The sequence below is a fragment of the Plantibacter sp. Mn2098 genome, assembly GCF_049319745.1.
In the GTDB taxonomy this organism is placed as follows: Bacteria; Actinomycetota; Actinomycetes; order Actinomycetales; family Microbacteriaceae; genus Plantibacter.
In genome coordinates, this window is the sequence record NZ_JBMOUH010000005.1 from 142,101 (window position 1) to 154,143 (window position 12,043).

Here is a 12,043-nt window from a genome sequence, read left to right on the forward strand (position 1 = left end):
CAGCGCCGAACATACCGATGGTACTGGGATTGCCTGGAAGAGTCCTAAATCCGGCGGTGAGATCGCTGAATGGCCGCTGCAGGCGAGGCATCGCGTTTGCAGCAACTCATGGCATACTGGAGCCGCGCACGCGACATCGTCGACGTGGGCGCGTCCATTCACAACGGATCGTCCGGCACGTACCTGCCGGTGAAGGAGAAAAAATCATGGCGTCAGTGACGTTCGACAACGCAACCCGTCTCTACCCGGGTGGCACCCGCCCGGCAGTCGACAAGCTCAACCTCGAGGTCGCCGATGGCGAATTCCTCGTTCTCGTCGGCCCCTCCGGCTGTGGAAAGTCCACCTCCCTCCGGATGCTCGCCGGCCTCGAAGAGGTCAACGACGGCCACATCTTCATCGGCGACCGCGACGTCACCGACGTTCCGCCGAAGGACCGTGACATCGCCATGGTCTTCCAGAACTACGCGCTGTACCCGCACATGACCGTCGCCGAGAACATGGGCTTCGCGCTCAAGATCGCCGGCGTCGGCAAGGAAGAGCGCGCCACCCGCGTGCTCGAGGCTGCTCGCCTCCTCGACCTCGAGGACTACCTGACCCGCAAGCCGAAGGCGCTCTCCGGTGGTCAGCGTCAGCGTGTCGCCATGGGTCGCGCCATCGTCCGTCAGCCCCAGGTCTTCCTCATGGACGAGCCGCTGTCGAACCTCGACGCCAAGCTCCGCGTCCAGACCCGTACGCAGATCGCTTCGCTGCAGCGTCGCCTCGGCGTCACCACGGTCTACGTCACGCACGACCAGACCGAGGCCCTCACCATGGGTGACCGCATCGCCGTGCTGAAGGACGGCCTCCTGCAGCAGGTCGGCACCCCGCGCGACCTGTACGAGAAGCCGAACAACGTCTTCGTCGCCGGCTTCATCGGCTCCCCCGCCATGAACCTGTTCCAGGGCGAGGTCGCCGACGGCGGCGTCAAGCTGGGCGGCTACATCATCCCCGTCGAGCGCGAGATCATCTCCGAGGCTCCGTCGAAGCACGTCACGGTCGGCGTCCGCCCCGAGGACATCAGCGTCTCCAGCGTCGCAGGCTCCGGCATCGAAGTGACCGTCGACCTCGTCGAGGAGCTCGGCGCCGACGGTTACCTCTACGGCCACACCGAGGTCGGCGGCACGCGCACCGACATCGTCGCCCGCGTCGACGGCCGCAACCACGCCCACATCGGCGACACGGTCTACCTCGCGCCCACGTCCAACCACGTGCACGCGTTCGACTCCGAGTCCGGTGAGCGTCTCGGCAACAAGCCGGTCGTGTCCTCCAGCCTCTAACGGTTTCAGGTCCACCCACTGTGGTCGAGCGGTCGATTCCCGACCGCTCGACCACAGTCGTTTAAGGAGCCCATCGCTCAATGTCAGGTGCACTCAACATCACGGCGGCCACGGTCGACCCTGCCCTTCTCGACCTGCCGTGGGAGCTTCCCCTCGACCAGTGGCCGAACGAGACCATCGCATCGCTGCCCAAGGGCATCTCCAGGCACCTCGTGCGCTTCGCGAACCTCTCCGGCTACGTCATCGCCGTCAAGGAGACGACGACGGAGATGGCGAAGGGCGAGTACGACATGCTGCGCACCCTGCAGCGTCTCGACATCCCGTGCGTCGACCCGCTCGCGGTTATCACGAACCGGACGGACAAGAAGGGCCGCGAACTGCCGAGTGTGCTCGTGACGAGGCACCTGAAGTTCTCGCTGCCGTACCGGGCGCTGTTCCAGGGGACGTTGCGCCCCGACACGGCGACGAGGCTCGTGGATGCTCTCGCCGTCCTGCTCGTGCGCCTGCACATCGTCGGCTTCTTCTGGGGCGACGTCTCGTTGTCCAACACGCTCTTCCGCCGCGATGCAGGCGCGTTCGCGGCGTATCTCGTCGACGCAGAGACGGGCAAGCTCTACGAGGGCGGCCTGTCGAACGGTCAGCGGGAGAACGACCTCGAGATCGCCCGGGTCAACATCGCTGGAGAACTGCTCGACCTCGAGGCCGGCGGCCGCGTGGACGCCGAGCTCGACCCGATCACCGTGAGCAACGGCATCGTCGCCGCCTACCGCTCGCTCTGGAAGGAACTCACGGGTTCCGAATCCTTCGACGCCTCCGAGCGCTGGCGCATCACCGAACGAGTGCACCGCCTCAACGACCTGGGCTTCGACATCGAGGAACTCGCCATCAAGACGACCGACGAGGGATCCACCGTCCGCATCCAGCCGAAGGTCGTCGATGCCGGGCACCACCAGCGTCGTCTGCTGCGGCTCACCGGGCTCGACGCCGGCGAGAACCAGGCCAGGCGCCTGCTCAACGACCTCGACTCGTACTCGGCGTCGTTCGGCAAGGACAGCTTCGACGAGGAGCGTGCGGCCCACGAGTGGCTCATCCGCGTCTTCGAACCGGTCGTGAAGGCCATCCCCCGCGATCTGCGCGGCAAGCTCGAACCGGCAGAGGTCTTCCACCAGCTGCTCGAACACCGTTGGTTCCTCGCGCAGGAGCAGTCCCGCGACATCCCGCTCGCCGAGGCTGTCGGATCCTACATCAAGACCGTGCTGCGGCACCGCAGGGACGAGGCGACGATCATCGCGCCGCCGACGGAGAACATCACCCTGCCCGTGGACACGGCGCCGACGGGTCCGGTCGACTGGCGGGATCTGGTCTAGGGCTGGGTCTGGGGGCGGCGCCCTTCGACTCGGTGAGGGCACGGCTGCGATCACCCGCGAAACGAGAACAGGCCCAGGGACCGGAAATCCGGTCCCTGAGCCTGTCGAAGGGCGGATGGCCCTACTTCTTGCCCTTGCCCTCTGCACGACGACGAGCGATCTCGTAGAGCGTGACGCTCGCGGCGATGCCGGCGTTGAGCGACTCGGTCGCAGCCGAGATCGGGATCGACACCACGGCGTCACACGTCTCGGTGACGAGACGCGAGAGACCCTTGCCCTCGCTGCCGACGACGACCAGGAGCGGTCGGTCGGCGAGTTCGAGGCCGGGAAGCGACACGTCGCCATCTCCGTCGAGACCGATCACGAAGACGCCGCGGTCCTTGAACGCCTTGAGCGTCTGCGTCAGGTTGGCCGCCATGGAGACCGGCGTCCGAGCTGCCGCACCGGCAGACGTCTTCCATGCCGAAGCAGTGAGGCCGACGCTGCGACGCTGCGGCAGGATGATGCCGTCGCCACCGAATGCGGCCGTGGAGCGGATGATCGCTCCGAGGTTGCGCGGGTCGGTGATGCCGTCGAGTGCCACGAAGAGCGGGTTCTTGCCCTTCGCGAGCACCTGGTCGAGCAGTTCCATGGGGTGCGCGTACTCGTACGGCGGCACCTTCAGAGCGACGCCCTGGTGGACGGAGTCGAACCCGGACATACGATCGAGTTCCGGACGCATGACCTCGAGCACGGGGATGCCACGACGCGTCGCCAGCGTCATGATCTCCTTCACGCGGTCATCCATCTCGATGCGCGTCGCGACGTACAGCGTGGTGGCCGGGATCTTCGCGCGGAGCGCTTCGAGCACCGAGTTGCGGCCCGTCACGATCTCCGACTCGTCACCCGCCTTCGGCTTGCGCGCGCCGCCCGCACCGGAGCCCTGACGGCCGGCGACCTTCGGCTTCGAGTTGGCGTGCGCGCCGGCGGCAGCGGCGTACCGCTCCTGGGCGGCCTTGCGCTTGCCGGCAGGGTGCCAGGCGCGGTCCTCCGCCTTGGGGGTCGGGCCACGACCCTCGAGCGCCTTGCGGCCGAGGCCGCCCGTGCCCTTGAGCGGACCCTTCTTGTTCTTCTTCATGCCGCCGGGGCGGCCTGCGCTATTCGCCACTTAAACTCCAATGTGCTCCGGACGGTGTGTCTTCGATGGTAATGCCGGCCCCCGTGAGTTCATCGCGGATCCGGTCGGCCGCGGCGAAGTCTTTGGAGGCCCTGGCGTCTGCCCGGTCCGTGAGCAAGCGCTCCACGAGCGCCGACAACGCGCTGTGTGCAGTCGACGAGTCCGCCTCGGACCACTGGGGGTCGAGCGGGTTGATGCCGAGAATGGTGGTCATGGTGATGACGGCGACGGACGCGTCGCGCGCCGCAGTCGTGTCATCGCGGTCGAGGGCTGCGTTCCCGGCGCGGACCGCGTCGTGGATCGCGGCGATCGCGCGTGGGATGTTGAGGTCGTCGTCCATCGCGACGGCGAACGCCTCCGGGACGACAGAGGCCGCCGAGGCGGCCGCGGCTGCGCCGGCGACTCCGGCCTCGGCGACTCCACCGGGCAGCAGCCCTGCTCGACCGACACGATCGAGGAAGCCCTCGATGCGGCCGAGTGCCGCTTCGGCTTCCTCCAGCGCACCGTCGTGGAATTCGAGCGTCGACCGGTAGTGGGCTGCGCCGAGGTAGTAACGGACGACGAGCGGGCGGGCCGAGCCGATGAGATCGGCGGCGTACACCGAGTTGCCGAGCGACTTCGACATCTTCTGCCCGGTCACCGAGACGAGGCCGTTGTGCAACCAGTACCTGGCGAACGGGTCACCGGCTGCGAGCGACTGCGCGAGCTCGTTCTCGTGGTGCGGGAATCGGAGGTCGAGGCCGCCGCCGTGGATGTCGAACTCGGCGCCGAGGTAGGTCGTGGACATGGCGGAGCACTCGATGTGCCAGCCGGGTCGGCCGTTCCCCCACGGCGACGCCCAGGTCGCCGAGAGCGGCTCTCCGGGCTTCGCGCCCTTCCAGAGCGCGAAGTCTCGCGGGTCGCGCTTGGCGCGCGGGTCGGCGTCGGTGGCAGCCTCCATGTTGTCGGCGTGCTGCCTCGTGAGCTCGCCGTAGCGCGGCCAGGATGCCGTGTCGAAGTAGACGTCGCCCGACTCGTCGGCAGCGGCGTACGCGTGCCCGCCGTCGATGAGCCTCGTGATGATCGTCTGCATGGCCGGGATGCTCGCCGTCGCACGCGGCTCGTAGGTGGGCGGCAGGATGCCGAGCGCGTTGTAGGCGGCCGTGAATTCGAGTTCGTAGCGGTACGCGAGCGCCCACCACTCCTCACCCTCGAGCGCGAACCCGCCCTCGACGCCGGCTGCGGCGTTCACGAGGATCTTGTCGTCGATGTCGGTCACGTTCCGCACGAGCGTCACCCGGTAGCCCGTGTGCGCGAGCCAGCGACGCAGCTGGTCGTACACGAGAGCGCTGCGGAGGTGCCCGATGTGCGGTGAGGACTGCACCGTGGGTCCACAGACGTAGATCCCTGCTTCGTTCTGGCGAAGCGGCACGAAGTCGCGCAGTTCCTGCGCTTTCGAGTCATAGAGTCGGAGAGCCACCCCATGAGTTTAGTCGGAGGCTCGCGCCACAATGGTTCCCATGACAGCAGGCGGCACGACCAGGCGTGATGAGACGGCGCTCATCCAGGCCAGACTCCGGTCCCACGGACTCTGCTGGCAGGGTCGAACCGGGGCGCTCGGCACTCCGACGGACGTCGTCAGGCGCCTGCTCGCCGTGCAGGCACAGGACTTCCCGTCGGGGATGTGGGCCATCGGGTCCCGCTCCCACGGTTCCACTGCCGCATCCGTCACCGCCTCGTTCGACCGCGGCGAGATCGTGCGGACCTGGCCCATGCGCGGCACGCTCCACGTCGTGGCCGCTGAGGATCTCGGATGGATGGTCCGGCTCGCCGCGCCCCGTGTGCTGTCGTCCATGGCGGGGCGCCATCGGCAATTGGAACTGGATCAGGCGTCGTTCGATCTGGCCCGCGATATCGCGGAGCGGCTCCTCGGCGGCGGCGGTCGCGCCACGAGGGACGAGTTCATGGCGGCGCTCGAAGCCGCCGGCATCGCGACGACCGGTCAACGCGGACCGCACCTCGTCGCCACGCTCGCGATGACCGGCCTCGTGTGCTGGGGGCCGACCGCCGGGAGCCAGCAGGCGCTCGTGCTGACCGAGGAATGGATCGGGCGCGGGCGCGACCTGACCGATGACGAGGCGCTCGGGGAATTCGTTCTGCGTTACCTGCGCGGTCACGGGCCGGCGACGATGAAGGACTTCATCTGGTGGTCGAAACTCACGGTCGCGCAGGCGAAGCGCGGGTGGGCGGTGGCGGGCGACCGCATCCTCGAGACGGTGCACGGCGACCTCTCGTACTGGTCGATCGCTGAGGATAGGGCCGCCGGACCGGAGGCGGCCGACGAGGACGTGGTGGAGCCCGCCGATCCCGATGCCGGCCGGTCGCGTCGGGTGCTCGCGCTGCCCGGTTTCGACGAGTACCTCCTCGGGTACACCGGCAGAGACCTGGTGTTGCCGCCGGAGCATTTCGAGAAGATCGTGCCGGGCGGGAACGGGATCTTCCTCCCGCTCATCGTTGTGGACGGTCGGATCGTCGGAACCTGGCGTCGGCGCATCGCCAAGGGAACTGTCACCATCACCCCGGCGCCGTTCGAACCGCTCTCCGCGCGCACCCTCACCGGCTTCGCCTCCGCCGCCCGCGCCTACGCGAGGTTCCTCGCCCTCTCCCCCGACATCGCCGCCCCCGTCCCGCTCTGAGCCCGCGAGGGGTCGCGATCGGCGGGTGCCGGGCCGCCCAACCCGCCATTCGCGACCCTTCGCGGGCCGGAGCAGTGGCTAGGAGCGACGGATGAGGGCTGTGGCGACCGCGGTGACGCCTTCGCCTCGGCCGGTGAACCCCAGGGCGTCGGACGTCGTGGCCGCGACGCTCACGGGTGCCCCGACGAGGCCGGTCAACAGGGCCTCCGCTTCAAGACGACGAGCGGAGAAACGAGGGCGGTTGCCGACGATCTGCACCGCGACGTTGACCGGGACGAAGCCGGCTTCCGCGAGTCGCTCGATGCACGCGGCCAGGAACACCTCGCCGTGCGCCCCGGCGAACCGAGGATCGTCCGTGCCGAACACCGAACCGATGTCGCCGAGCCCGGCAGCGGACAGCAGGGCGTCCACGATCGCGTGTGCGACCGGGTCGCCGTCGCTGTGGCCGGAGAGCCCCGGCTGGTCCGGCCAGTGCAGGCCGGCGAGCCACAGTGGTGCGTCGGCGGCGAACGCGTGGACGTCGATGCCGATGCCCGTGCGGATGTCGAGGGGTGCCGCGGGCGCCGCTGCGCCAGGGGCCGGGTGCGACGGCTTCAGGTCTGCCCCGGTCGCCGTGCGTTTCGCGATGACCTGCTCCGCCCGCTCAGCATCCCACGGCGTGGTGATCTTGAACGCGAGCGCCTCGCCGGGCACCGTCGCGACCTGGTGGCCGGCCGACGCGTACAGTGCGGCGTCATCCGTGTACTCGCGGTCTGCTGCGCGGTACGCCTCGATGAGCGCTGCCCTCGGGAATCCCTGCGGGGTCTGGACGGCCGCGAGCGTCGACCGGTCGACGGTCTCCAGGACGTGGCCCTCGTCATCGATCCGTTTGATGGTGTCCGCGACCGCGAGGCCGGGCACCGCGCCCCAGCCCGTTCGTTCGACGAAGGCGACGACGGCGTCGAACAGGGCGGATGGGGTGAGTGCGCGCGCCGCGTCGTGCACGAGGACGGTGCGCACACTCGGCCAGAGCGTGGCGAGGCCCCTCGCGACCGACTCCTGACGGGAGTCCCCTCCCGCGACCACGCTCACGTAGTCGACGGCGCGACCCGCGGCGCCGCGGGCGATGGTCTGCGCCTCGCCGACCCGATCGGCCGGGACCACGAGCACGACCTGGGCCGGTTCGACCATCCCGAAGACGCCGTCGAGCGAGGATTCGAGGATCGTCCGGTCACCGAGCCCCACAAACGCCTTGGCGATGCCGGCGCCGAGACGGGTTCCGCTTCCGGCGGCGACGACGATCACGGCCACGGTGGGTTCAGGCAGCTCGCTCATGCTCCGAGCCTAGCCCGACCGAGATCCCCCGGCGCGATGAGCGCGGTGCTGTGCCGCGAGCGCTCCCCGGGTCCAAGCCGCGCTCGCAGCGTCTGGGGGCGCGTGCGCGAGCGCATCGCGCTGCTCAGGAGGCGAGGACCTCGTCGAGCAGGGTCGCCGCCGCCTCTTCATCGGTCTTCTCGGCGAGGGCGAGCTCCGAGGTGAGGATCTGACGCGCCTTGGCGAGCATGCGCTTCTCACCGGCCGAGAGGCCCTTCTCCTGGTCGCGTCGCCAGAGATCGCGGACGACTTCCGAGACCTTGATGACATCACCCGATGCGAGCTTCTCGAGGTTCGCCTTGTACCGCCTGGACCAGTTGGTCGGCTCCTCCGTGAACGGCGCGCGCAGCACCTCGAACACGTGGTCGAGACCGTCGCGACCGATGACGTCCCGCACGCCGACCAGGTCGACGTTCTCCGCCGGGACCTCGATCACGAGGTCGCCCTGAGTGACGCGAAGCTTCAGATACAGCTTCTCTTCACCTTTGATGATGCGGGTCTTGACCTCGGTGATGGTCGCTGCCCCGTGATGCGGGTAGACGACGGTTTCTCCAACTTCAAAGAGCATTAAACGGGTCCCTTCAGCGCCTACTAGAATACCACATCGGCTTCCTGCGGCCCCTGCCCCGCAGCCCGTCGAACGGGGCGCAGAACCGCCTCGACGCTGCCGCCGCACAACCTGAGGGCCGGCCGTGGGATACACTCGTAGCGCATCCCGGGTGAGCGGCACTCGTCACGCCCGGGGAAGTCATCCCTGGGAGGTTCTGTGAAGGCGCGCATCGTCGCATCGATCGTTTTGGCCGGTGCTCTGGCCCTCGGTACGGCGGGTTGCAACCTGATTGCACCGCAGGCCACCACGAAGCACTACGACGCGAGTGACGGCGTGAGCGTCACCGTCGGCAAGATCGGTGTGCGCAACGCGCTCATCATCTCCGATGACGGCGTCGTCGGGAACCTCGTGTTCAGCGTCTCCAACACGGACACCAAGGCCCACACCGTCGTCATCGAGGTCGAGGGCAACAGCGAGCGCTTCCAGGTCGTCGCGGAGCCAGGCATCACGAGCTTCGACGGACGCCCGGACAGCAACGCTCCGGTCCGCATCGACGAGCTCGGCGCCAAGCCGGGTGCCGTCATCCGCGTGTTCTTCCAGTACGGCACCGAGACGGGCGGCGAAGCCCTCGTCCCGATCCTGACCGGGGAGCTCAACGAGTACTCGACCCTCGTTCCGACCGAAGCGCCGTCTCCGACGCCGTCCGAGATTCCGACACCGGCGAGCACCACGGTCGCCGGCTGACGCCGGACCCACCAACTTCACCGCACACGGAACAGGGCGGGGCCGCATCGGCCCCGCCCTGTTCTGCGTTTCACGCAGCGGTTCTTCGGCCGCCGATGCTTTCGCACCGGCGGCCTCACCATCACGCTTCGAAGCGGTAGCCGAGCCCCCGCACGGTCACGAGCATGACCGGTTCGGACGGGCTCGCCTCGATGCGCGAGCGGATGCGCTTGATGTGCACGTCGAGCGTCTTCGTGTCGCCGTAGTAGTCGCTCCCCCACACCCGGTCGATGAGCTGGCCGCGAGTGAGGACGCGTCCGGCGTTGCGCAGGAGGAGTTCCAGGAGCTCGTACTCCTTGAGCGGCATCGGGATGGGCGAGCCGTTGACCTCGACGACGTGGCGCTCGGTGTCCATGCGCACGGTGCCGGCTTCGAGGACGACCTCGTCGGCGGCCTGCTCGGTCTCGACGCGGCGACGCAGGACGGCGCGGATGCGGGCGAGCAGCTCTCGCGTCGAGTACGGCTTCGTGACGTAGTCGTCAGCCCCGAGTTCGAGCCCGACGACGATGTCCACTTCGGAGTCCTTCGCCGTCAGCATGATGATGGGCGTCGAGGCGACGGCGCGGATCTGGCGGCACACCTCTGTTCCCGGGATGCCTGGGAGCATGAGGTCGAGCAGCACCAGATCTGCGCCTCTCGCGGTGAACGCCTGCACGGCGCTCGGGCCGTCCTCGGCGACCTCGACCTCGTACCCCTCCTTCTCGAGCAGGTAGCTCAGGGGTTCGCTCAGTGCGGCTTCGTCTTCGACGAGCAGGATGCGGGTCACGTGGTTCTCCTTGCGGTGCCTATGGTCATGTCCTCCGGCGGGGTCGTCGCCTTCGGGAGTCGGATGGTGAAGGTCGAACCGCGGCCGAGCTGCGACCACACCTTGACCTCTCCGCCGTGGTTCTGGACGGTGTGCTTGACGATGCTGAGCCCGAGTCCGGTGCCACCGGTGTGCCTCGATCGGGCTTGGTCGACGCGGAAGAAGCGTTCGAAGACGCGGTCGCGGTCCTCGTCCGGGATGCCGACGCCCTGATCGGTGACGGCGATCTCGATGACGCCCTGCACCTCGCGGATTCCGATCCCGACGTGCGATCCGGCCGGCGAGTAGTGGATGGCGTTCGAGATGAGATTGTTCACCGCGACGACGAGCAATGTTTCATCGCCGTACACCTCGAGTCCGGCGCCACCCTTCACGGACAGTGCGACACCGATCGATTCCGCCGTCACGCGGTTCTGATCGACGGCCGTCGCGATGACGCGATCGACGGCGACGAGCTCCGGCTGGTGCAGTGCGTCGGCGGCCTGCAGGCGGGACAGGTTGATGATCTCACCGGTCATCCTCGTCAGCCGCTGGGACTCCGTCGCCAGCCGGCCGGCGAATTTACGAACCCGCTCCGCGTCGTCCGCCGCACTGTCGAGCGCCTCGGACAATAGGCCGATCGCGCCGATCGGCGTCTTGAGTTCGTGGCTGATGTTCGCGATGAAGTCGCGGCGCACCTCATCGAGGCGCCTCGCCTCCGTGTGGTCCTCTGCCAGCAGCATGATGAACCGCGAGCCGAGCCTGGCGCCTCTGATCGACAGGCTGCGCGTCGTCTCGCCGAAGCGCCCGAGCGGCAGCTCGACGGGGCGTGTGGTTGGTTCACCCGTCCGGCGCACCTCCGCGGCGATGTCGACGAGCTCCGGCTGCGTCAGGATGCGGTCCCGCACCAGGCCGAGCGCGAACGCTCCGGGCGAGGCCTTCAGCACGTTGTTCGACGGGTCGATGACGATGCCTGCACTGTCGAGCGCTTCCAGAACCTGGTCGACACCGTCCGGGACGACGGGGTTCACAACGCTCGCTGCCCGCTCACCGCTTCGCACGGCGATCAGAATGAGACTGACGAATCCGCCCCCGACGATGAGGCCGAGTGCCAACGCGATCAGCACCAACCACATGGTGTCCATGGGTACCACGTTAGCCGCCTTCAGCGAGCCCGAAGACGCACGTACCGCCCGATGTTCGTGACTGTTCACGCGTGCGGCCCCAACTGTTAACCTTGGTTCGGCATCATCGGCGGAGCGGGCACACGCCTGCCAACCGCCAGGTCACGGAAGGACGGCACCTACAGACATGCGCGAGGTATTCCAGCAGTCACTGCGAGAGGTCCAGGATCGTCTCGTCGAGATCTCGGAGCTCGTCACGATTTCCATCGAGAAGGCGACCCAGTCGTTCGGCACGTCCGACGTCGCCATCGCAGAAGAAGTCATCGAGAACGACAACCGCATCGATCAGCTCGCCGTCGAACTCGACGAGCTCGCCATCGACATCCTCGCCCGCCAGCAGCCCGTCGCCCGCGACCTGCGCATCGTGGTGAGCGCGCTGCGCATCAGCGCGTCGCTCGAGCGCATGGGCGACATGGCAGAGCACATCGCTCAGCTGTCCCGCTACCGCTTCCCGGACAAGGCCGTTCCGAAGGGCCTGCGTTCCACGTTCGCGGAGATGGGCCGCCTCGACGTCTCGATCGCCCGCAAGCTCACCGAGCTGCTGCGCACGCAGGACCCGCGCATCGCCGATGAGATCCGCAACGACGACGACGACGTGGACGAGCTGCACGCGAGTGTCTTCGAGAAGGTCCTCGGCGAGACGTGGAAGGGCGAGCCGGTCGCAACCGTCGACGCGACGCTGGCCTCCCGCTACCACGAGCGTTTCGCGGACCACGCCGTGTCGATCGCGAAGAAGGTCCAGTACCTCGCGACGGGCGACTGGATCCCGGACGACTCGCAGACCACCACGGTCTGACCTCGTTCGGATCTGGCTCGCACTGATCCGACGAACAAGCGCACCGATGAGCGGTGCCGGAGCCTCACGGCCCGGCACC

12 protein-coding genes are annotated in these 12,043 nt (G+C 68.1%); 6 read left to right on the forward strand and 6 right to left on the reverse strand.

Annotated elements, in window-relative coordinates:
- Window positions 1-69 precede the first annotated feature (69 nt).
- The 3 genes from ACL9RL_RS09465 (at window position 70) to ACL9RL_RS09475 (ending at window position 2,683) form a co-directional block, all read left to right on the forward strand.
- Complete coding sequence (locus ACL9RL_RS09465) at window positions 70-219, forward strand: hypothetical protein (protein WP_422779992.1); 150 nt, start codon at window positions 70-72, stop codon at window positions 217-219.
- A complete protein-coding gene (locus ACL9RL_RS09470) occupies window positions 207-1,316 on the forward strand; it encodes an ABC transporter ATP-binding protein (RefSeq protein WP_422779993.1) in 1,110 nt (369 codons plus the stop codon). The genes ACL9RL_RS09465 and ACL9RL_RS09470 overlap by 13 nt, the downstream gene beginning before the upstream one ends.
- An 80-nt stretch (window positions 1,317-1,396) precedes the next feature.
- The gene (locus ACL9RL_RS09475; RefSeq protein WP_422779994.1) at window positions 1,397-2,683 is read left to right on the forward strand and encodes a DUF4032 domain-containing protein; all 1,287 of its coding nucleotides are present in this window, start codon (window positions 1,397-1,399) and stop codon (window positions 2,681-2,683) included.
- Between the two features lie 121 nt (window positions 2,684-2,804).
- Here the strand turns inward: ACL9RL_RS09475 and rlmB are convergent, their stop codons facing one another.
- Window positions 2,805-3,800: a 23S rRNA (guanosine(2251)-2'-O)-methyltransferase RlmB gene (gene rlmB, locus ACL9RL_RS09480; protein WP_422780140.1), complete on the reverse strand. Its 996-nt coding sequence runs from the start codon at window positions 3,798-3,800 to the stop codon at window positions 2,805-2,807.
- 19 nt (window positions 3,801-3,819) lie between these two features.
- The gene (gene cysS, locus ACL9RL_RS09485) at window positions 3,820-5,298 is read right to left on the reverse strand and encodes a cysteine--tRNA ligase (protein WP_422779995.1); all 1,479 of its coding nucleotides are present in this window, start codon (window positions 5,296-5,298) and stop codon (window positions 3,820-3,822) included.
- Window positions 5,299-5,338: 40 nt separating this feature from the next.
- On the opposite strand from cysS, the gene ACL9RL_RS09490 reads away from it, so the two are divergent.
- Window positions 5,339-6,514 (forward strand): winged helix DNA-binding domain-containing protein, encoded by a 1,176-nt coding sequence (locus ACL9RL_RS09490; RefSeq protein ID WP_422779996.1) that lies wholly within the window; start codon window positions 5,339-5,341, stop codon window positions 6,512-6,514.
- Window positions 6,515-6,592: 78 nt separating this feature from the next.
- Here the strand turns inward: ACL9RL_RS09490 and ispD are convergent, their stop codons facing one another.
- Window positions 6,593-7,828 (reverse strand): 2-C-methyl-D-erythritol 4-phosphate cytidylyltransferase, encoded by a 1,236-nt coding sequence (ispD, locus tag ACL9RL_RS09495; RefSeq protein ID WP_422779997.1) that lies wholly within the window; start codon window positions 7,826-7,828, stop codon window positions 6,593-6,595.
- Window positions 7,829-7,952: 124 nt separating this feature from the next.
- Window positions 7,953-8,435 (reverse strand): CarD family transcriptional regulator, encoded by a 483-nt coding sequence (locus tag ACL9RL_RS09500; protein WP_422779998.1) that lies wholly within the window; start codon window positions 8,433-8,435, stop codon window positions 7,953-7,955.
- Between the two features lie 198 nt (window positions 8,436-8,633).
- Between ACL9RL_RS09500 and ACL9RL_RS09505 the strand changes: the two genes are divergently transcribed.
- Entirely contained in the window at window positions 8,634-9,161 is a 528-nt protein-coding gene (locus ACL9RL_RS09505; RefSeq protein WP_422779999.1) for a hypothetical protein, read from the forward strand.
- A 121-nt stretch (window positions 9,162-9,282) separates the two neighbouring features.
- Here ACL9RL_RS09505 and ACL9RL_RS09510 read toward each other — a convergent pair whose 3' ends face one another.
- Window positions 9,283-9,966, reverse strand: coding sequence for a response regulator (locus tag ACL9RL_RS09510; protein ID WP_422780000.1), 684 nt, complete (start codon window positions 9,964-9,966; stop codon window positions 9,283-9,285).
- Window positions 9,963-11,129: a sensor histidine kinase gene (locus ACL9RL_RS09515; RefSeq protein WP_422780001.1), complete on the reverse strand. Its 1,167-nt coding sequence runs from the start codon at window positions 11,127-11,129 to the stop codon at window positions 9,963-9,965. The genes ACL9RL_RS09510 and ACL9RL_RS09515 overlap by 4 nt, the downstream gene beginning before the upstream one ends.
- 166 nt (window positions 11,130-11,295) lie before the next feature.
- Between ACL9RL_RS09515 and phoU the strand changes: the two genes are divergently transcribed.
- Window positions 11,296-11,964, forward strand: a complete 669-nt coding sequence (gene phoU / locus ACL9RL_RS09520) for a phosphate signaling complex protein PhoU (protein ID WP_422780002.1) — start codon at window positions 11,296-11,298, stop codon at window positions 11,962-11,964.
- Window positions 11,965-12,043: the final 79 nt, after the last annotated feature.

Bases quoted from the DNA above. Each gene is read 5' to 3' on its own strand.
- ACL9RL_RS09465 (WP_422779992.1), top strand. From the start codon at position 70: ATGGCCGCTGCAGGCGAGGCATCGCGTTTGCAGCAACTCATGGCATAC.
- ACL9RL_RS09470 (WP_422779993.1), top strand. From the start codon at position 207: ATGGCGTCAGTGACGTTCGACAACGCAACCCGTCTCTACCCGGGTGGC.
- ACL9RL_RS09475 (WP_422779994.1), top strand. From the start codon at position 1,397: ATGTCAGGTGCACTCAACATCACGGCGGCCACGGTCGACCCTGCCCTT.
- rlmB (WP_422780140.1), bottom strand. From the start codon at position 3,800: ATGAAGAAGAACAAGAAGGGTCCGCTCAAGGGCACGGGCGGCCTCGGC.
- ACL9RL_RS09490 (WP_422779996.1), top strand. From the start codon at position 5,339: ATGACAGCAGGCGGCACGACCAGGCGTGATGAGACGGCGCTCATCCAG.
- ispD (WP_422779997.1), bottom strand. From the start codon at position 7,828: ATGAGCGAGCTGCCTGAACCCACCGTGGCCGTGATCGTCGTCGCCGCC.
- ACL9RL_RS09500 (WP_422779998.1), bottom strand. From the start codon at position 8,435: ATGCTCTTTGAAGTTGGAGAAACCGTCGTCTACCCGCATCACGGGGCA.
- ACL9RL_RS09515 (WP_422780001.1), bottom strand. From the start codon at position 11,129: ATGGACACCATGTGGTTGGTGCTGATCGCGTTGGCACTCGGCCTCATC.
- phoU (WP_422780002.1), top strand. From the start codon at position 11,296: ATGCGCGAGGTATTCCAGCAGTCACTGCGAGAGGTCCAGGATCGTCTC.